We start from the raw sequence: 20410 nt of genomic DNA, 5'->3' as shown, positions 1-20410 counted from the left end.
TTCCTCAGATTTTTGTGGCGAGATAAGCCGCTTGCACCTCATCGACCCAGTTGCCGACATTCCAGGACCCCCAGGCCCCCATGCCGGCGATGGACGCCTGCCCCGCGTAAACCGGGACATGCAAGAGCGAGAGCCCGTCGTGGGCGAAGGCGTCCCGGAGCGCGGCGTCAAGCGTCTGTTGCGTAAAACCCGCGTGCAAAGATTTCACGCCGGTGACAGACGCGGCCATGGCGACATAATCGACCCCGACGGAATCGCTGGTTTTGAAATCCTGGCCGTACTGCGCCTGTTGCAAGCCGCTGATCGCGGCCATGCGCCGGTTGTCAAACAGGACAATCATGCCCCTGACCCCGTGTTCGACGGCATCAATCAGGATTTGCGGGTTCATCATAAAAGAGCCGTCACCGGTGAAGGCAATGGCGTATTTCGGATTTTCAACCCCGGCAGCGCCCAGTAGCGCCGAGGCGGCAAAGCCCATATAGGAGGCCCCGGTCTCGGTATAGGTCTGCCCCGGAGCGTCATCCTCAACAATCTGAAACCCGTTGGCCTGAACGTCTCCGGCGTCAAAGAATTTGATCGCCCCCACCTGGTTGGCAAAACGGGCCACCGTATGGATCGCGGCGGGCTGGGTCAGAACCGGGCGCTGCCAGGCGTCGTCGTACATTGGGGGGGCGCCGGTGCGCGCGGCTTTGAACGCGGTCCATGCGTTCTTTTGCGCCATGCAGTCGCGCAGCCAGCCCGCGCGCAGCCCGGCCCCTGTGGCGATGTTGCGGTCAGGGTCGGTGGCTGCATCCGCGCCCGTGTCGGGGTCGCTGTTGGTGGCGGTGGCTGTATCCGCGCCCGTGTCATCCCCTGTACCGGCACTTGTGACAGCTCCTGTGCGCGCTCCTGTGTCAGCCTCTGTGTCGGTGCCCAGCGCGCTCAGCAGCCCGTCAAGCACCGCAGTGATGTCGCCCGGCAAGGCAATGGTATTGGCGTAATGGGACAGATCATCAAAATCGCCGTTGATATTGAGAACCGCCTGCGCATTTGCATAGCCCACACCGGAGCAATCCGCCTGACAGACGCCGCGGCTGCCGATAATAATGGCGGCCTCCGCGTGGTGCATGGCGTAATTGCCGCTGATCGAGCCTTTGGAGCCGCCCACATGCATATTCTGCACATCACCGTCCTGCAGCACCCCGGAGGCGCCCGGCGACAGCACCACGGGCGCCTCGATACGCTGGGCAAAGCGGCGCAGAGCCTGGTGATGGGCCCGGGTGCCACCACCGGCCTTGATCACGATCTTTTGGTATTTGCGCAGAAACGTCACCGCCTCGGCAAAGCCCGCAGCCGCGGTGGGTGCCAGCGGCGGCAATGCGCTGCGCGCCGGAAGTGTCGCGATATTAACGCGGGTCCTCTCGGGCTGGGTGTTGATGGGCAACAGCACGTAAAAGGGCCCCGCCTTATAGGGGTGATGCACACAGGACGTGCCCCGGCGCAGGCATTCACGCAGCGCCCCGGGTGTGTGCAGCGTATAGGACTGCCCCATCAACGCTGCGATCCGGCCGAAAAGCCCCTGTTCCGGTTTGGGCACCTGCTGCATGTTGTAACCTTCGCCGCAGGTCGTTTCATCGCCGTAGATATGATAGACACCGACGCCATTGGAGGCGGCGGCAAGCGAGCCGGCCATGGCCTGAAGCCCGCCGGGGCCGATCGAAGTCACCACGGCAGGCGTTTCACCGTAAACCCAGGCATGCGCCGTCGCGGCATGGGCCATTTCCACCTCATTGCGGCAGTTGATGACCCGCAGCACCCCCGCCTCATGATACAGTCTCAGAACCTCGCCCAGATCGGTCGAACCATGGCCGAAGATCGCGTAATATTGCCTCACCCCCTGTTTCAGCAGCCCGATCACCAGCGCTTCGGACAAGGTCAGCTCAAGGATGCCGTCATTGGCGTCATCCGCCAGGGCCGCTACCAGACTTTCGTTGGGCGGCGCCCCGGCTGGCGTCCAGGCCTCCAGATTGGGCATCGCTTTGGCCAGGGTGCTGGCCCGCGCGCGGATTTCAGCTTTGCTCTGTTCGTTTTCCCGGGCTTTATCAAGCATCGGACACCTGGACCTTTCTGCCGTTTTTGCGTTTTAACTTCAGCTCACTGATGCCCTGCAAGATAATGACGAGTGCCGCGAGGCCGATGAAACCGAGCGCGGTCGGGGAGGTATAAAAAATGTCCATTTTGCCTTCGGACAACATCATCGCGGTACGGAATTCATTCTCCAGTGTCGGCCCGAGAACCATGCCAAGAATGATCGGCGTGATGGGGACACGAATGGCGACGAGCACGTAGGCTGCCACTCCGATGAGCGCCATGGAATAGATGTCAAAGGCGCTGTTGCGGATCGAGTAAGCACCGATGGCACAGAGCACGAGGACGACAACAGCAAGCAGTTCGCGCGGCACCTTCAGCACATGTATGAACACACGGATGCCCAGAAGCTGCAGAGCCAGAACCCAGAGATAGGCAAGCACCACCGCGACATACATTCCATAGACTTCTGAAGCATTGTTCATGAACAGCGCCGGGCCCGGCACGATGCCGTGGATCATCAGCCCCGCCAGCACGATCGCGGTTGCAGGATCGCCCGGAATGCCCAGCGACAGCAGCGGAATAAGCGTACCGCCGGTCACCGCGTTGTTGGCGGTTTCCGGGGCGATCACCCCTTCGATGTTGCCTTTGCCAAACTGCTCAGGCGTCTTTGAGAACCGCTTGGCATGATCGTAGGCCAGAAAGGCGGCGATGGCACCGCCGGTGCCAGGAATAGCGCCGATCCCGGTGCCAATCACCGAACAGCGGATCATCAACCAGAGGTTCCGGAACAACAGGTCGAATGAGGGCAGTTTCGCCCGCACATTGGCAATGGGCCGGGGGGCATTGCGGTTGTGAGGCTTTTCACTGAAGGCCTCTATGATGAAAGGCACGGCAAACAGGCCAATCATTGCGACCAGCAGGTTGACGCCCTGAAGCATGTTGACGCTGCCGAAGGTCAGCCGCGGCACGCCTTCGATGGCGTCCAGCCCGATAGTCATGATCATCAGGCCAAGCACGCCGCTGATCAGCCCTTTGAGCAGCGATTTCCCACAGAGGCCGCAAATGGTGGAAAAGCCAAACAGGACCAGCGCAAATATTTCGGCAGGCCCGAAGCCGATGGCCACACGTGAGACCAGATCAACAGAGACGACCATCACGATCAGGCTGAATATACCGCCAAACACCGATACGATGACCGCAGTGCCCAAAGCGAGGGAGGCCAGCCCCTTTTTTGTCATTGGATGGCCGTCAAGTACGGTTGCCGCGGCCGATGGTGTGCCCGGTATGCCCAGCAGGATGGCCGAGACAGAGCCGCCGGTCATGCCGCCGATATAGGTGCCAAGCAGCAACCCGATGGCCGGCACCGTTTCGAGGCTGAAGGAGACCGGCAAAGCCAGAGCCAGCGCCACGGTGAAAGTCAGCCCCGGGATGGCGCCAAACACCAGGCCAAGCAAAGTGCCAAAGCCGACAGCGGCGATGGACATCGGTGTCAAAGCCAGTGCAAGCGCGTTGAGAAAACTGTCCATCATGCTCACCCGAGATTGATCCAGGAGCCATGGGCAAGATAGATGCCCAGGGCTTTTTCAAAAATGATCCAGCAGATCAGCGTGGTGCCAATGGACATGCCCAACAGCAATTTCGGCGCCCGAATGCGAAGGTTGAGCCCCATCACCGCCAGCACGACAAGCGGCGTGGCGAGCACAAAACCAAGTTTTTCGAGCAGGAAACCATAGGCGGATATCTCGATCAGGAGCAGCGCTGCCGGGAGCCAGAGGATGGGGCTTCCCGCCGGATCGTCCGGCGCGGTTCTGGTGCGTTGATCCGAACGGTGGCGCAGGCTCTGCGCGAGCAGCAATGCCGCGAGCGCGGCCAAAAACAGCCCGAAGATGAGCGGAAAGGCCCGCGGGCCGATATCACCCTCTCCAAACCCGGCGGGAATGGTGCTCATGACCAACCAGGTCCAGATGCCGGACAGGGTCAGCAGCAGCAATCCGAGCACGGCATTGTGGTTCCGGTTGGTCATCTGAAGTACCTCCTTGCGGGTCGTACTTATTTGGCCAGGCCGAGCTTGCTCAGCAGCGCGCCGTAAAAGACGTCGTCGCTGGCGATGACATTGCCAAACTCCTCTGCCCCAAGATACGCTTTGGCAAAGCCAATATTTCCTGCGGCCTCAGTAAACTGATCGCTTTCGACGGCACGACGGGCCGCGTCCTGCAATGCTGCGACAATTTCAGGGGGCGTCCCGGCAGGGGCTGCAAGGCCGCGCCACATGGAAATGTTCACGTCCACGCCCTGCTCCATTGCGGTGGGCACCTCGGGCAAAATCTCGGCACGTGTATCGGCTGTGACAGCCAGAACGGTCAGATCACCGGCCTGCGAATAGGACACAAACTGTCCCGGCCACTGGATCGCGGCATCAATGCGCCCCGCCAGCAGTTCCACCGGCGCTTTGCCGTCGCCGTAGGAAATAAAGTTGATTTTGTCGCCGATCCCCATCGCGTCAAACAGCGCGGCTGAGGTCAGATGTGTGAAAGAACCTTTGCCGGAAATGCCGACTTTCAGCTTGCGGTCTGAAGCTTTGACCGCCGCCTGCAGGTCGGACAGGCTTTCCCACCCGGTGGAGGGATTGACTGCGAGCGCTGGTATTTCCGTAGAGACCCGCGCAATCGGGGTAAAGGCCGTATAGTCGAACGGGATCCGCCCGGTGCGGCGGGACGTGCTGATGGAATTTGAATTCCAGACGATATTATAGCCGTTCGGGGCGGTGCCAACCACATAGGAATAGCCGACCGCACCGCCACCACCTTTGCGGGCTACAGGCACGACGGGCTGGCCCAGCTCGGCCGACATCAGCTCAGATAACAATTGGGCGATCGTATTGGCGGTACCGCCAAAAAGAACTGTCATTTCAATGGGTTTATCGGGGAATTCCGCACTTTCTGCGCTGCTGAATACCAGCGTCGATGCAGTGACTGCCGCGGTCAACAGACCGCAGAATTTTCTTGAAATATTCATGTCTTCCTCCCTTGGTTTATTTTCAAACTGAGATGACTGCCCGCTCAGGCAATCCCCCATATTCCTCTCACAGCGCGCCCCTCCTCTGTGCCAGTTCCTGTGATTGTGCCCCCTCGTCCCGCGCGGTCCTGACATCGCGGCCGCGCCCGGGCGTTTTGTCCTGCAATGCCTGAAGAATTTTCTCCGGCGTGGCCGGAAGAGACGTCATACGTACACCGATGGCATCATAGATTGCGTTCATAATTGCCGGCGCGGTCGGCACCAGCGCCGGCTCACCGATGCCTTTGGCGCCCAGCGGGCTGAGCGGGTCCGGGTCCTCAATAATCGTGCAGTTGATCTGCGGTATATCCAGCGCGGTCGGCAGGATATATTTGGCGAAACCTGGCGTTACGGGGTGGCCGTCTACGGTCTGATACTCCTCCATCAGCGCCTGCCCCAGCCCCTGAACAACGCCGCCTTCGATCTGACCTTCAACGCCGCGCGGATTGATGGCGCGACCAACGTCATGCACCGCCCAGATGCCCAGAACCTGGACTTCGCCGGTATACGTATCGACCTCGACCTCGGCCACCTGTGCGCCAAACACATAGGCCTGCCACGGGCTGCCAGAACCGTCGACCGGGTCAAGCCCGGTGCCATGGGCGGTGAAGGAGGCGGAGCCAACGGGCACCACGCCGTGCGCCTTGCAGGTCGCGACCGCCTCCTCCATCGTCATGCGCAGATTGTGGCCTCTGGCCTGAAGTTCACCATCAAAGGCGAGCAGGCAGTCGATATCGACCGACCAGTGGGTCGCGATCTGTTCAAACAGCGCCATTTTTGCTTCGCGGCAAGCCAGGGTCACCGCATTGCCGATCATATAGGTCTGCCGGGTGGCGCCGGCATGCGCGGCTTCGGGCGAGCGGGCGGTGTCATTGTCGCCAATCGTCACGTCAGACGGTTTGATGCCAAGCGCGTCAGCCGCCACCTGGGCCAGCAGCGTCAGAATGCCTTCACCGATTTCGGTGACTCCGGTGACAATCTTGGCGGTGCCGCCGTCGTCCAGTTCGGCCCAGGCTCCGGCGCGGTCAATCGTGGCGGTCCTGGCAATGCCATACCAGCTTGCAGCGACGCCCCGGCCGCGCAGTTTACGTTCCATCACCACACCCTCTCTTTGCCGTCTGCTCCGGGCCGGCCACCGGCAAAGCGGGCACCCAGGGTGCAGGGCGCGCGGGTGTCCGCACCGCCAAGATCGCTCCGGGTCGCACCGCGCATATGCGGGGCTCCCGTTTCCCAGCGCGACGCGGCCTCGGCCGCCTCCAGAACCCGGTCCAGCGAAGCGCTGTTGAGTTCTTGTTGAGTATGGGTCTTTGATCCGGGCAGCATCATATTGACGCGGCGAATTTCAAACGGGTCAATCTCAAGCGCTTCAGCGGCGATGTCCATCATGCTCTCAGTCGCAAACTGCGCCTGCATGCCACCAAAGGTCCGGAACGCGCCAGAGGGGGTGTTGTTGGTATAAACGGCAGTGGTATCGACGCAGAGATTTGCCACCTCATAGGGACCGCAGGACAGGATTGCCGCCTTGCGCATCACGCCTTCGCTTGACATGCCATAGGCGCCGCCATCAGAAATCATCGAAAAGCGGATCGCCAAGATCTGCCCGTTTCGTTTTAACCCCATCTTGTAGCGCACGCGGGACGGGTGGCGTTTGGCCGAGGCGACAATGCTTTCTTCGCGGGTGAACACAAGTTGCACCGGCCGGTGGGTTTTCATCGCCGCGAGCGCCAGCATGCCCTGATAAAGCATGTCTTCTTTGCCACCAAAGCCACCGCCAACCGGGCTCATGATGCAACGCACTTTGTTGATCGGCCTGTCGAGGATACGCGACAGCATCTGGCGGTGGTGGGTGATGTTTTGCGACGGGGAAATCACCACCACAACATCATCTGCATCGACATAGGCAATACCGGCTTCTGGTTCCAGATAGGCGTGTTCGACCTGCTGGGTGCTGAAGTTTTCTTCAAGAATGATGTCGGCCTCGGCAAAACCAGCCGCGACATCGCCTTTGCGCAGTGGGATATGTTTGACGATGTTGTCTGCCGCGTAGTCATGCAGGACAACGGCGCCGGGTTGCATCGCCTCCTCAGGATCAAAGACGCCGGGCAATTCTTCATAGACGACGTTGATTTTGGCCAGCGCCTGGCGTGCCGTGATCAGATCTTCGGCTGCGACCGCCGCGACCGCTTCGCCGACATGGCGGACCTTGCCGCGGGCCATAACCGGCTGATCGTGCACAAAAACACCAAAACCGTCGGTGCCCGGCACGTCCTCTGAGGTGATCACACCAGCGACCCCCGCCATCGCTTCTGCCTCGCTGGTGTCGATTGATACGATCCTGGCGTGGGCGTGGGGCGATCGCAGCACCTGCATCTGCAACATGTCGGTCATCCTGATGTCGGCGGCGTATTTCAGACGCCCGGAAAGTCTGGCCGGCGCATCGATGCGGCGCTGATTGTGCCCGATGTAGGACTTGCCCACCGGCTCCTCAGCAAGAACGTCTTCTGACTGATCACCGGCAATCACCGCCCGGGCCAACTCGACCGCCTCAAAAATCTTGGTATAGCCGGTGCAGCGGCAGATGTTGCCGCCAAGCCGCTCTTTGATTTCCTCAATCCCGGCCTGGGGGTTTTGACGCAAAGCCGAGGTCGCCGCCATCACCATGCCCGGGATGCAATAACCGCACTGACTTGCCCCGGTCTTGTGAAAGGCCTGCTGTATCGTGGTCAACTGTCCCGGCGCGGCCAGGCCCTCGATGGTTTCGACTTTGCAACCAGAGGCTTTGGCCACCGGCATCAGGCAGGATTTCACCAACCTGCCGTCGACAAAAACCGAACAGGTGCCGCATTCGCCCGCACCACAGCCTTCTTTGCTACCGGTCAGGTGCAGATCGTCACGCAGAAAGTCCAGCAGACGTTTGTGCGCCTGCGTTTTCCGGGCAATTTTGCGATTGTTGATCTCGAGTTCGACCCACAGTTCAGACACTTGCCGTCTCCTCCGTATCCTGAAAATTCACCACCACATCGGATTGGTCGGCCAGCGCGTCGCGGATCGCTGCCCCGACAAAACTGACGACCACGCTGCGGCGATATTGCTGGCGGCTGCGGGAGGCGACTTCCGCGGCGGCCATATGGGCGGCTCTGTCGATCAACCCGTGGCTGATACGTTCTCCGCGCAGCGCGCTTTCAAGCCTGTTCAGCCGGATCGGGCGCGGACCAACCCCGCCAAGCGAGAGCCTGACATCCTCAAATACGCATCCGGTATTGTCGGTCTTTACTAGTGCGGCACAGCAGGCCACCGAAATGACCAGCGAGCGGCGTTGCCCGACCTTCTGGAACGAGCCGCCATAGCCGCTGGCGGAATCGAGGGTCACGGCGGTGATGATTTCGCCGGGTTCCAGCACGGTGCGCCCGGGACCAAGCACGAAGTCGCTGACCGCAACTGTGCGGGCGACAATTGTGTCCCCTTCCAGATGCGCCAGTTCAAGCACACCGTTCAGCGCCGCCACCGGCGGCGTGCCGTCTGCCACCGGCGAGGCATTGGCCAGATTGCCCGCCAGCGTGGCCTGTTCCCGGATCTGGTCATCCGCGAACCAGCTCGAGCAATGCGGCATGCAGGGAAGCAGACGGCGCAGTGCGCTGTCCGTCAGGAACGCCTGCCAGACCGTATTCGCCCCGAGACGGACCCTGCCTTTGGCCGTGGTATATCCGTGCAATTCCGCAACGCGTGAGAGATCGACAAGGGCCGGAATATGCACCTCCCCTGCCCTGCCCTCACGCGCCCAGGGCAGCAGATCGGTAGCACCCGCCACCAGCCGGCTGCCCTCCGGTGCAGCGGCCCAGAGGACCAGGGCGTCTTGCAGCGTGATCGGCAAGTGATAGTTATCGCAGGTCAGCATGGTGCGTCTCCCCTGGTACGGACTATTCCGCCGCGACCCGCCGCGCCTCGGCGTGTTTGTTCTTCACCACCACTTTAATCGCGTCTCCGACCCGGTCCCTGGCATAGCGAAGCGCCTCTTGCAGGTCGCCCATGTCAAAGGTGTGGGTGTGGATCAGCGTGGCATCGAAGCGCTTTTGACGCATGAAGGCCTCGGCTCTGTGTGTCGCCGCCCGGCCTTCGCCACGGATGCCGTAGAGGTAGATATTGTTGCGGACCAGATAGGCCACATCCACCTCCGGACTGTTGCCGGGAAAGGCCGCAAGACAGATTTTGCCGCCACGGTTTACCATCAGCGCGGCCTCGTTCACCCCATTGGGTGCGCCTGCACATTCCAGGACGTAATCGACGCCCTTGCCGCCGTTCAACTCGCGCACTTTTTCAACCGCATCCTCGCGGCGCACATTGATGACATGATCGGCACCAAGTTGTTTGCCGATCTCCAGGCGGTTGTCGCGGGTCCCGGTCAAAATAACCGGTTGCGCCCCCAGCGCCTTGGCGACAGCTACCCCCATCAGCCCAATCGGGCCGGGGCCGGTGACCACAACGCTTTCCCCGGCGACCAGACCGCCAAGTTCCGTCAGCCCATACATCGCGGTCCCTGCGGTCACCACCAAGGTGGCTTCTTCGTCCGACATATTGTCGTCCACATGCACCAGCGTATTGATGTTGTTCACCGCGTATTCGGCAAATCCGCCGTCGGTGGTGAAGCCGTTGGCCCGGTGCCCCTTGTCCACATCACCATAGTTTTTGCCGTAATTGTGGCAGGAGGTGTACATGCCCTGACGACACCGCTTGCACTGGCCGCAGCCGGCATGGATCTCAACCGTCACCCGTTCGCCGATTTCGTATTCATCAACTCCCTGCCCCAGCGCGACAACGGTCCCCATATATTCGTGGCCCGGGGTGAAATTCTTGTTGAACGGATCGCCACCCTGGATTTGCGCGGGCGGACCGTGGTGAATGATTTCGAGATCCGTGGCACAGATCGCCACCGCGTCGATACGGACGAGAACTTCGGCCCTGCCCGGCGCGGGCACCGGCTTTTCAGACAGGGTAATCTCGCCGGGATCCCCAAGAACCCAGGCTTTCATTTTGCCTGGGACCGGATAGTCCGCGCTTACTGTTACAGTGTCGGGCAGTGTCATCTGTTCACCTCCAATTCATTTAAATAATGTAGTTTTATCAATGGCTTTCTTCGCAGTAGATTTCCTGGCGGCAGTTTTTTCTACGGTGGAGTTCTTAGCAATAGCGGTGTGATCAATGGCTGTGTTTCAGCAGTGTGTTCGAGAAGTCGTGCGATGCTGTGATCAGAGACCTGGACAAGTTCGACCTGTATTCCTCTGTGGCCAGCTCCGCCGGAAACGTGACCGAAAATGACGCGATCACCGCCCCGCCGACCTCGCGCAGCGCGACCCCCATGCAGATCAGCCCGTCTTTCATTTCCTCGTTGTCGATGGCGTAGCCGCGCCGGCGCACCAGCCTCAACTCTTCGACCAGGCCAGACAGGCTGGTGATAGTGTTGTCGGTGTAAGCATTCAGACCGTTGCTCGAAATGATGCGCACAAGTTCGGTGTCCGGGATCCAGGCGAGGATCGCCTTGCCGGTGGCCGTCGCGTGCAGTGCGGTCATTTTAGTAATTTCATCGGGCTCGTTGAGGCTCTGGTCTGGCCCCGGATATCTGAGTTTTGTCAGCAGGGAAGTTTCGCTCAGAACCGCCAATTGCACCCCATGACCAAGCCGCTCGCCAAGCTTGCGCAGATCGTGCTTCAGCAGTTCAGCGGGATCCGCCTCCTGATCCGCCAACCGGACGAGTTCATGTAATTTTTGCGCCAGGGCATAGCCGCGGCTGCGGCCAAGATGCACCAGATATCCGCGCGATACGAGCGTCGCGATGAGATGATGACAGGTCGAAGGATTGAGTGCGACACGTCCGGCCAGTTCCGACAAAGTCAGCCCGTCGCGTTCGATCGCCAGCGCCTCCAGAATGTCGAGCGCGCGGCCAACGGATTGAATGTGCCGCGCCCCAGCATGGTTCACGCGCAGCCCAGCGGTCTGCCCCGCGCCATTGGCGGCGCTCACATCCGGAATATCGAGACTTTCTTTCTTCACTTTCAGCTCTCCTCCTCAGACAGGATTGTGGCAAATTCAGAATTCTGGCAAACTATTTTCACGATGGCGCTGTTACTTCAACATTGTGAAACTCACAGCCGTCAAAGGGAGGTTTTTCAAGGCGTTCCGGCCCTGCAAGTTCAATTTTGCTGTGTTTTGAAATCACCCGGCGACGACAGGGTGTTGCGAAGACCGGGTACTTTTGCGAATTAATAGGGCTTACCGGGGCAGCGCACTGGGCTGCTTGTTCAAGCATATGCGGGATCGGATACACCACATTCTGAAGCCGACGCAGAGGAGCCGGATATGATGAAACCAGGACGGCTGCGCCGGGAAGAGCTGAGCGAAGTCATGGAGTGGGCGGAGCGCGGAGGCTGGAACCCGGGTCTGGACGACGCCAGCGCGTTTTATCAAAGCGACCCTGAAGGATTTTTTGCCGCCCGGATCGACGGCAACCTGGTGGCTGCCATTTCGGTGATAAACCACTCGGATCAATTCGCCTTTCTGGGATTGTATATCTGCCGGCCGAAATTTCGCGGTCAGGGCATTGGGTTCGCGCTCTGGCAATACGCAATGCAGCACGCCGGTCCGCGCACCATCGGGCTCGACGGGGTCAGCGACCAGCAGGACAATTACCGCCGCTCGGGCTTTGTACACACCGGCGCAACGCTGCGGTTTGAAGGGCGGATCCCCGGAGCAGCGCATCCGGATCTGCGCCGGGTTGCGCCAGGCGACATCCTGGAACTGACCCGGCTTGAGGCGGCGGCCAACGGGTACAGCAAAGCGCACTTTCTGGCTGAATGGCTTTGCGACACGGCGACAAGAAAGACGCTGGTTCTGGTCTCTGCCGGCAAATGCGCCGGGTTCGCCACGGTTCGCGAATGTCAGAACGGCTTCAAAGTCGGGCCGCTGGTGGCGGGCTCGCTCGCGGACGCGAAGGTGCTGCTGCACGGCGTCGCAGAGCTGGCCGGCGCGGGCCCGGTGGTGGTGGATGTGCCCGCCGACATGATACAACTGACCCGTTGTTGCCGCGAATTTGGCATGACAGTGTCGTTTCAGACCGTCCGCATGTACAAGGGTCAGCCTCCGGCGCCCGGCTCTCAGATCCGCTCTGTAGCGACGCTGGAGCTGGGCTGAACGGGGCAGAGCGCAGGTTGAAACAGGAATGATCAGAGAATTACAAGTTGCAAGGCTTGTGATCACACGGAAACCAGCCCCCCGGTCACAGAATTAATGTGATATTTGAGGTAACTTCTTATGTTCAGATTGATTTTCGCTGGTTTTCTGTTCTGGCCCACAGTGGCACTATCAGTCACGTACTTCTGTCCTGTTTCCTCCAAAGTATGGGAAAAAGGCGCTTATTCCGCGTCACAGTTACAAAGCGGCCAATTCGCGGTCAAAATTGTCGACAGCGGAGACAGAGCCACGCTCTCCCGTTGCTCATTCACCCCGATTGAAGGACGTGTCACATGCGATGACTACCAAGCCGACTACATTGCCCAGGATAGCAATATCGGCGTGAAAAAATATTATGTTTTTAACAGCCAGTTCGATATTCAGTTGTTTGCAAACATGTTCTTTGTTGAAAACAACGGCCGGGGAAACATTGGCTACGGGACTTGCCGGGTGACGCAACCCTAAAGGAGACTTTCGCATCTGTTCTCAACCACTCAAGCTGGCGATCCTGCTGCCTGTGACAATGTTTCCGATGGTGCGTCCCGAACAAATATATACACTGCCCGAATGTCCCGGTTTGTTCGCCTGATCTGTATTGTGATTTCGCTCGCGTTTGCGACGGCATCAACCGTGCACGGGTTCGCTGCGACAAATATGGAAATTATGATGTCAGACAGCGATGTCATTACCGGGGCGGAAAATGACTCCTGCAGCGGCTGCGTATCCGGCGAAGAGACCCGCGGCATCTGTGATCAGGTCTACAGCTCTCCGATGAGCCTGGTGCAGTGCGACACCGCAAGCGCCACCGCCGCTATACCGCGGCAAGTGCATCTGAGCAGCGGTGAACGGGCCGCGACCGGAACCAATCCTGGCCTGGATCCCTCGCCCCCCCGAAAAGTCATTCTGTAAGAGCGGGTCCCCCATTGCGGGGAAAGACCCTGGTGGCGCCCGGGCGGTCTGCATCTGCAGCTCAGCGCCTGAGGTTAAAATGCCTACAACAGGATGATTTATATGACAAAAACACTCCCGACAGGGATATGCCGGCGCAGGTTGTTGTCCGGCGGCGCGGCGCTGATTGCTCTGTCGCCTCTGCCGGCCATGGCACAGGCTACGCCACTGGCAGACGCCTCGCTTGTCCGCGGCCTTGCCTTTGACGGCGACGATTTACTGCTTGTTGCCAGTGATATGTGGCGCAGTGCCGATGGTGGCGCGAACTGGCAACGCGCGGCGCTGACATCGCCCGGTCAGGTGAGCGCGCTTGCCAGCCACCCGGAGCGGCCTGGCCGGATATATGCGACCCTGGCCAGCGGCGGGCTGATCCGCACTGACGATGGCGGCCTCAGCTGGTCTCAGAGCGACACGGGTCTGCCGCAGGGGCCGGCAGATGCCCTCACCATTGCAGCCCATGATCCCGATACGCTCTATGTTGCGCTGCGTGGCGACGGGCTCTGGCGCAGCCAGGACGGCGGCGAGACCTGGGAATTCGTGATGGACCGTCCGTATGAAAATGGGTCAGAGCAGGATATCCTGTCGCTCGTTTCGGTCAACAGCCCGACCGGCATGGGGGGGATCTGGCTTTACGCCGGCACAGACACCGGGCTGACCCGGGTGCCCGATTGTTTCTGCCGCTGGCAGGCGGTGCAATCCGGCGATGCGATGGATGCGCTGGTCGCCGGAGTTGAGCCGGCGCCGGACAAGCCCCTGCCGGCAGGCGCGCCAGTTTCCAGCCTGGCGCTGGCAATCGCTGCGCCCGATGTGATCTACGCCGCTCTGTCCAGCGACCTCTGGAAATCCACCGACGCCGGGGTGAACTGGGCGCAGATCGCAGAGATGCCGATGGCACATCTTGCGGTGCACCCGGCCAACCCGGACCACGTCATTGCGGTGAACGATGACACAATCCTTCTCAGCCGTGACAGCGGGCTCACCTGGTCCGCCACCTCTCATAATTTCTGGAGAACAACATGAACATCAAAGTGATAGCCGCTCTTTCCATCGTCACATCAGCGCTGGCGATTGTCGCCGCCACGACATTCTCCGATGCGGCGGTACAGGCCTCCACAGCGCGTGCCGACCCCGGTCAGGAGATGACCATTTACCGCGCGCCCGGATGTGGTTGTTGCGACAGCTACGCAGAATATATGGAAAAAAACGGCTATAGTGTCACCGTAAAAGACGACCGGAACTTTGATCAGCGCTCTGTCGACGCGGGGGTGCCCGCGCGCGGAATTGGTTGCCATCTTGCGGTGGTCGACGGCTATCTGGTCAGTGGCCTGGTGCCGGCTGAGATTGTGGACCGCTTGCTGGAAGAACGGCCTGACATCAAAGGCATCACCCTTCCCGGTATGCCGCCAAACGCGCCGGGCATGGCGGCGGTGAAGAGCGGAACGCTCAAAATCTACGGTTTTGGAGATGAGGGTATCAGCGTCTATTCGAACGAATAGGGAAGCAGACGGTCACAACCAAGGCCACTGAATGCGACCCGGCAGGGTTATGAGGGAGGGGGCTGTCCCCCTTCCGCCCGCTGGATCAAAGCAGGTTGCAAACCCTGTTGGGCTTTGGGCCCGGAGGAGGACAAAATGTCTCACAAACTGATTGCGCTAATATTTGCCGGATTACAAAGCATCACATCAGTGCCAGCCTTGGCGGGTGGTGACCAGGACGGCTTGCCCGATGGCAAATTGCTCTACGCGGAAAATTGCGCCGTCTGCCACGGCAAAAACCTTGAGGGCCAGGCAGGCTGGCGGCGCCGGTTGCCCTCCGGGCTGATGCCCGCACCGCCACATGATGAAACCGGTCACAGCTGGTCTCATTCCGATAGTTATTTGTTTTCGGTGACAAAACTGGGTCTCAATGCCGTTGTTGGCGGTGGTTACCAAAGTGACATGCCAGCTTTCGGCGACGTATTGAGCAGCGCACAAATCCGCGCCACGCTCGATTTTATCAAAGGCAGCTGGCCCCAGGCCCAAAAAGATTTTCAGGCAGCCATAACGCAAAAAGACGCGGCGCTGACAGAATAAGCCACCCGGTTTCGCTGTCTAAGGCGCCCCTGGCCGTCAGGTGCGCCAGGAGTCTCGCGTGTTTCACTGCCGCAGGTGATCCGGTGGTCCGGCCGCCAGGTGTTGTGGCATTCACCCTCCGGGAAAGCGCATGACGCAGTCCTTTGAGCCGAGACCGTTAAACGGAACCCGTTTGAAATTTTCCGCATCGATGTGGTCTGTCAGAACAGCTCCAGATCACTGCCCTGCGGTGGCGTTACGACGCGAGTTGGTTTTTCATCGGCCACACTTTGATCTTCGACCAGTTTTTGACGTGCCCGCCCGTCTGCAGGCCAGAATTCAACCCGGCGCGCCTGGGTGCCACCAATGCTTTTCCCATCCAGCGGGATCAATTCACGGGCCAGGTAATCCAGCACGAAGTCGCCGTTCTTTTTTCCCGCATCAGACAGGCCCGCATACATGGTCGCGCCGCCAAAGATCTTAGCGCGGAAACGTTTTTTCACCGCCCCGGCACTGATCATCGCGTTGATCAGCAATTCCATCGCATTGGCGCCGTAGCTGCTGGCAGCGACGGAATTACCGCCAGAATCCGGCAGCAGGATGTGATTCATGCCGCCGATCCCAGCCACCGGATCCCAGAGACAGGTGGCGACACAGGACCCCAGAATGGTGGAAATAACATCTTCGCTTCGGTTGCCAAGCGCGTGTTCGCCCTGGGCAATGTAACATGAGCCGGAAAGTTTCTGTCTGGCCGTCAGCCCATTCATTTTGTTCTCACTTTCTTGCGCCGTGTGCACTGGGTCAGGATAGTTTTACCAATGTCCTGAAGATCGGCCCAGGTTTCCACGCCGCCCATTTCCCCGGCGACACGGGGCATGCCAAACACCACACAGCTGTCTTCGCTCTGACCGATGGTCCGCGCACCGCCGTCTTTCAGCGCCAGCATGCCGGCAGCGCCGTCACGCCCCATCCCGGTCAGAATTGCGGAGACCACACGATTGGCGACGGGCACCGCAGAGAGAAACATCGAATCCACCGAAGGACGGTGCCCCGATTGCGCCGGCCCGGCGACCAGCCGGGTGCGGAGCGGACCTTTGGTATCCAGGTTGAGGTGATAGTCTCCGCCCGGCGCGATATAAACATTGCCCGGACGGATTTCCTCGCCTTCGCTGGCCAGGCGCACGTTGGGTGCCACCAGCGGATCGAGCCGGGCAGCAAAACTGGACAGAAATGCCGCCGGCATATGCTGCGTGATCAGTGTTGGCGGGCAGTTGGCGGGAAAACTGCGCAGCAGGACTTCCAGCGCCTCCACCGCACCGGTAGAACCGCCGATCATGACAATTTTTTCCGAGCCGGCGAAGGGCGTAACGTTATTCTGCGCCTCGATAACCCGGCGTGGCACCGGTTCACGCACCCGAGCGCTGGCCGCCATGTGAACGATTTCCGCGAGCCGCGCCATGGTGTCCCTGGCATTGCCGAAGCGCGGTTTTTCAACACATTCGATGGCGCCGAGCGCCAGTGCTTCGACCGCGGCCGCACTGCCCTGGCTGGTCAGCGTGGAGACCATCACCACCGGCATCGGCCGGTGCGCCATCAGCCGGCGCAAAAATTCCAGCCCGCTCATATTGGGCATTTCGACATCCAATGTCATCACATCGGGAGAATATTTATTCACCGCATCCCGTGCCTGCGCTGCATCTTCTGCTTCTCCGACGACCTCAATACGCGGATCAGTCAGCAGAGACGCCCGCAAAAGGCGCCGCATGGTGGGGGAATCGTCTACAATAAGTACCCGGGCTTTTCGCGTCACAGAAAATCCCTCCTTAAAAAGTAACATTGAGGCCGGCGCACCACCCCGGTGCGCCGGCCAGGATTTTAAAAGTCTTCCCAGCTCCCGGCATCATTGTTGGGGGCCGGCGCGGCTGGCGCGTTGACAACTTTGGCGGGCGCTGCCGCAGTGGCGACGGGTTGGCGCAACGGCACCGGAGCCGCAACCGGCTGCTGCGTGGCACCGGAGCCGATGTCAAACTTGGCCATCGTCGAGTTCAGTGTCTCTGCTTCCCGGGTCAGGGAGTGGCTGGCGGCGGTGGTCTCTTCAAACATGGCCGCATTTTGCTGGGTCACCTGATCCAGCTGGTTCACCGAGGCGTTGATTTCCGCCAGTCCTACCGACTGTTCTTTGGCCGAAACCGCAATTTCGGTCACATGGGTGGCAATTTCCGACACCGATGACACGATGCCCCGCAGCGCCTGGCCGGTGTTGCCCACCAGTTCCACACCGCGTTTCACGTGACCGCCGGATTTCGAAATCAGCTCGTTGATTTCGCGGGCCGCGTCGGAGGAGCGCTGGGCCAGAGCCCGCACTTCCGAGGCTACCACCGCAAACCCACGGCCAGCTTCGCCGGCCCTTGCGGCTTCGACACCCGCATTCAGCGCCAGCAGGTTGGTCTGGAAGGCGATATCGTCGATCACCGAGGTGATCTTGGAAATCTGATCGGAAGATTTTTCGATCTCGCTCATGGCGCTGACCGCTTCCTGCACCACCATGCCGCTTTCTTCCGCATTGGCCTTGGCGTCTTCCACCATAGTGCTGGCCTGGCTGGCACCTTCGGCCGCAGAGCGCACCGAGGAGGTCAGCTCGTCCAGCGCAGCAGCGGTTTCTTCCAGCGTCGCCGCCTGTTTTTCCGTGCGCTTGGACAGATCGTCCGCCGCATTGGAAATCTCGGCGGCTTCACCGCGGATCATATCGGCATTTTCCACCACCGACTGCATCGCTTCAAGCAGCTTGCCGGAGGCCCGGTTGAAGTCGATACGCAGGTTTTCATATTCCGGCGCAAAGGCCTCATTGATGGAACCGGTCAACACGCCATCGGCCAGTTTGCCAAGACCGACACGCAGCAGATCCACAACCATAGCCTGGGCGTTCTGCATTTCCAGGCGTTCTGCTTCGGCTTCGGCCAGCGCCGTTTGCGAGGCGGTGATGTCGTTGCCCATCAGGATGACAGCAAACGGGTTGCCCTGGTGGTCGTTGACCGGGCTGAAGGCCCCGTCAAGAATAGTTTCACTGCCATTGTTGACCAGTTTGAAACGGCCGTAGATCGCTTCGCCGGCCATCACACGGTCCCAGACGCTTCCATTGTTGTCGGCCTGAGCCGGGTCGAAATTAAACAGGGTGTCGTGATGGCGTCCCAACAGCTCTTCAGCGCTGGCGCCAAGCATGTCGCAAAAGTTTGTATTCACCGAAGTCAAAGCGCCATCAAGGGAGAATTCCGCCTTGGCCTGGTTGGCGTCAATTGACTGAATGATCGCGGTATTTTTGCGCTCCTGCGTCACATCTTTCCATTCCATGACACAACCAACCTGGGTGCCTTCTGCATTCAGCACAGAGTTGATCGACAGCGAGAAGTGCACATTGCCCACTCTCATATCGGTATCAAATGGCATGCGCGCGCTGTCGCCCAGAAGCGTGCGGAGTTTGCCCTGCTCCTGGTCGAACACATCAATGTTGGTGCCAATCAACGCGTCAGCGCTGAACTGTGACAGAACATCTTTGAACGTTCCCTCATACTCTTTCATCAGCTTTTGGACCGCGAGGTTGGTATAGATGATATCAAACTCCTGGTTGACCATCATCAATGCTGCAGATGAGCCTTCAAAAGCTGAGCCTTTGAACAACCCGTCACGAGTGGCCTGTTCGGCGTCGGCAAGCGCGGTACGGAAATCATCCAGCGCGTTGGCAATGCCGCCGATTTCATCGCCGCGGCCTGCCCCGGGGACTTCACCGGAATAGTCGCCGTTTGAAACAAGCCGCATCGCACCTTCTACTGCAGTCAGAGGTTTTGATGTTGCACGGGCGACGAAGAAGGCAACAAGACCAACTCCAAAAAGGATCAGCGCGCCCTGCCACATCATAGTCTTACCAAGCTCGGCTGCCGGCTCGAGGATTTCCACAATGGGAACCGAAACGATCAGCGCAAAGGTTGTGCCGAAAAAGGAGACGCTGGAATAGGCGGTCAGGTCCTGAATGGACTCGGCATGAATTGCTGAATTCACTGTTGCGACCCCGGAATTGCCGGCAAGTCCCTGACTGACCGCTTCATCTTCAACCCTGATTTTCAGTGCCTCATGACCTTCACCAAGACGCAGGTCGCTGCGCAGCAAATAATCTGGCCCAACAAGGAAAGCTTCGCCAGCGCGTCCAAGACCTTGCGGGCGCACCAAAATTTGGTCCAGCTCATTGGTGGGCATCTGGTAGGCCAGCACGCCTTTTACTTTGCCACGGCGGTCCAGTACCGGTACGGCTGCAAACGAGGCGGCTTCGCCTGCGCTGGGCCCATAAGAGCGGAATTCGTCAAAAAACATTTCCTGCTCGGTGGCCGCAAGAGCCTGGCGCACAACCATGCCAAGGCCGCTGTCTTTCCATTCGCCGTTGAGGAAGTTGGTGGCGAAATCCGTTTCCTTTTTCACCGAATACACCATGTTGCCGTCCGTATCGAACAGGAAGATGTCATAAAATCCCTTGGCGGCCAGCTGTTCAGCAAAATAAGGATGATACAGTTTGTGGATCTGTGAATAAGCGGAGCCGTCATCCACCATTACCAGCAATTCGCGCTCCGTTGCTTCATTCGGATTTCGCGTAATATACCAGTCCTGAAGATAGGATTGCTGATCGCCGGAGATATTGCTCCAGCCTTCGCCAAAGCCGCGCAAAGCCGATGCCACCGTCGGGCTGTTGGCCTGGGCTTTGATGTCTGAGGCGGTTGCGTTGATCCAGCTGTCTAACTGAGACTGGCGCGCAGAGGCGACGGTCTCAAGCCGGACCTCGGCTTCTGCGAGCAATGACTTACTGGCATTTTTATATGAAATGAGCGCCGTTAACCCGACAGCTATCGCCGCCATCAGGATCATGATCGCCGGCAATTTCACTGACAGCTTTATTCGGGTATACGCTTTCATCATTCATCTCCTTGCCGCAAGGCCCTGGAAAGCACGCCAGGACAGGCCCTGACAGTTGGTTTGGGAATGCAAAGCACCTGGTGCTGTTTCAAACCCGTTCTGGGCAAGAT

At 59.6% G+C, this 20410-nt stretch carries 18 protein-coding genes; 6 read left to right on the top strand and 12 right to left on the bottom strand.

What is annotated here, in order from left to right; all coding sequences use genetic code 11:
• Nucleotides 1–4: 4 nt before the first annotated feature.
• From DWA01_RS23505 to DWA01_RS08710, 9 genes are all read right to left on the bottom strand, one after another.
• Nucleotides 5–2089 carry a thiamine pyrophosphate-dependent enzyme gene (locus DWA01_RS23505; RefSeq protein ID WP_235008482.1) on the bottom strand — a complete coding sequence of 695 codons (2085 nt, stop codon included), beginning with the start codon at nucleotides 2087–2089 and terminating at the stop codon, nucleotides 5–7.
• Complete coding sequence (locus DWA01_RS08745; protein ID WP_114285466.1) at nucleotides 2082–3596, bottom strand: tripartite tricarboxylate transporter permease; 1515 nt, start codon at nucleotides 3594–3596, stop codon at nucleotides 2082–2084. The genes DWA01_RS23505 and DWA01_RS08745 overlap by 8 nt, the downstream gene beginning before the upstream one ends.
• 5 nt (nucleotides 3597–3601) lie before the next feature.
• Nucleotides 3602–4093 carry a tripartite tricarboxylate transporter TctB family protein gene (locus tag DWA01_RS08740; RefSeq protein ID WP_114285465.1) on the bottom strand — a complete coding sequence of 164 codons (492 nt, stop codon included), beginning with the start codon at nucleotides 4091–4093 and terminating at the stop codon, nucleotides 3602–3604.
• 26 nt (nucleotides 4094–4119) lie between these two features.
• Nucleotides 4120–5085 carry a Bug family tripartite tricarboxylate transporter substrate binding protein gene (locus tag DWA01_RS08735; protein ID WP_114285464.1) on the bottom strand — a complete coding sequence of 322 codons (966 nt, stop codon included), beginning with the start codon at nucleotides 5083–5085 and terminating at the stop codon, nucleotides 4120–4122.
• A gap of 67 nt (nucleotides 5086–5152) precedes the next feature.
• Entirely contained in the window at nucleotides 5153–6220 is a 1068-nt protein-coding gene (locus DWA01_RS23830; RefSeq protein WP_114285463.1) for a molybdopterin cofactor-binding domain-containing protein, read from the bottom strand.
• Nucleotides 6220–8106, bottom strand: coding sequence for a molybdopterin-dependent oxidoreductase (locus DWA01_RS23825; RefSeq protein ID WP_114285462.1), 1887 nt, complete (start codon nucleotides 8104–8106; stop codon nucleotides 6220–6222). The genes DWA01_RS23830 and DWA01_RS23825 overlap by 1 nt, the downstream gene beginning before the upstream one ends.
• Nucleotides 8099–9019, bottom strand: coding sequence for an FAD binding domain-containing protein (locus tag DWA01_RS08720; protein ID WP_114285461.1), 921 nt, complete (start codon nucleotides 9017–9019; stop codon nucleotides 8099–8101). Before DWA01_RS08720 ends, DWA01_RS23825 begins: the two co-directional genes overlap by 8 nt.
• 22 nt (nucleotides 9020–9041) lie before the next feature.
• Nucleotides 9042–10205, bottom strand: coding sequence for a zinc-dependent alcohol dehydrogenase (locus DWA01_RS08715; protein ID WP_114285460.1), 1164 nt, complete (start codon nucleotides 10203–10205; stop codon nucleotides 9042–9044).
• Between the two features lie 112 nt (nucleotides 10206–10317).
• A complete protein-coding gene (locus DWA01_RS08710) occupies nucleotides 10318–11169 on the bottom strand; it encodes an IclR family transcriptional regulator (RefSeq protein ID WP_114285459.1) in 852 nt (283 codons plus the stop codon).
• Between the two features lie 306 nt (nucleotides 11170–11475).
• Between DWA01_RS08710 and DWA01_RS08705 the strand changes: the two genes are divergently transcribed.
• The 6 genes from DWA01_RS08705 (at nucleotide 11476) to DWA01_RS08680 (ending at nucleotide 15365) form a co-directional block, all read left to right on the top strand.
• Nucleotides 11476–12306 carry a GNAT family N-acetyltransferase gene (locus tag DWA01_RS08705; protein WP_114285458.1) on the top strand — a complete coding sequence of 277 codons (831 nt, stop codon included), beginning with the start codon at nucleotides 11476–11478 and terminating at the stop codon, nucleotides 12304–12306.
• A gap of 120 nt (nucleotides 12307–12426) precedes the next feature.
• Nucleotides 12427–12810, top strand: coding sequence for a hypothetical protein (locus tag DWA01_RS08700; RefSeq protein WP_114285457.1), 384 nt, complete (start codon nucleotides 12427–12429; stop codon nucleotides 12808–12810).
• Between the two features lie 201 nt (nucleotides 12811–13011).
• Nucleotides 13012–13254 carry a hypothetical protein gene (locus DWA01_RS08695; RefSeq protein WP_136057699.1) on the top strand — a complete coding sequence of 81 codons (243 nt, stop codon included), beginning with the start codon at nucleotides 13012–13014 and terminating at the stop codon, nucleotides 13252–13254.
• A gap of 102 nt (nucleotides 13255–13356) precedes the next feature.
• The gene (locus DWA01_RS08690) at nucleotides 13357–14313 is read left to right on the top strand and encodes a WD40/YVTN/BNR-like repeat-containing protein (protein WP_200832528.1); all 957 of its coding nucleotides are present in this window, start codon (nucleotides 13357–13359) and stop codon (nucleotides 14311–14313) included.
• The gene (locus DWA01_RS08685) at nucleotides 14310–14789 is read left to right on the top strand and encodes a DUF411 domain-containing protein (RefSeq protein ID WP_114285455.1); all 480 of its coding nucleotides are present in this window, start codon (nucleotides 14310–14312) and stop codon (nucleotides 14787–14789) included. Before DWA01_RS08690 ends, DWA01_RS08685 begins: the two co-directional genes overlap by 4 nt.
• Nucleotides 14790–14924: 135 nt before the next feature.
• Complete coding sequence (locus DWA01_RS08680; protein ID WP_114285454.1) at nucleotides 14925–15365, top strand: c-type cytochrome; 441 nt, start codon at nucleotides 14925–14927, stop codon at nucleotides 15363–15365.
• A 200-nt stretch (nucleotides 15366–15565) separates the two neighbouring features.
• Here the strand turns inward: DWA01_RS08680 and DWA01_RS08675 are convergent, their stop codons facing one another.
• The 3 genes from DWA01_RS08675 to DWA01_RS08665 form a co-directional block, all read right to left on the bottom strand.
• Nucleotides 15566–16111, bottom strand: a complete 546-nt coding sequence (locus DWA01_RS08675) for a chemotaxis protein CheD (protein WP_114285453.1) — start codon at nucleotides 16109–16111, stop codon at nucleotides 15566–15568.
• Complete coding sequence (locus tag DWA01_RS08670; RefSeq protein ID WP_200832527.1) at nucleotides 16108–17154, bottom strand: protein-glutamate methylesterase/protein-glutamine glutaminase; 1047 nt, start codon at nucleotides 17152–17154, stop codon at nucleotides 16108–16110. The genes DWA01_RS08675 and DWA01_RS08670 overlap by 4 nt, the downstream gene beginning before the upstream one ends.
• Nucleotides 17155–17219: 65 nt before the next feature.
• Entirely contained in the window at nucleotides 17220–20300 is a 3081-nt protein-coding gene (locus DWA01_RS08665) for a methyl-accepting chemotaxis protein (protein ID WP_160115984.1), read from the bottom strand.
• Between the last annotated feature and the right edge of the window lie 110 nt (nucleotides 20301–20410).

The organism is Candidatus Halocynthiibacter alkanivorans, assembly GCF_003333265.1.
In the GTDB taxonomy this organism is placed as follows: domain Bacteria; phylum Pseudomonadota; class Alphaproteobacteria; order Rhodobacterales; family Rhodobacteraceae; genus Halocyntiibacter_A; species Halocyntiibacter_A alkanivorans.
The sequence above is the reverse complement of the archived record's forward strand: the minus strand, read 5'-3'. Positions and strand labels throughout refer to the sequence as shown.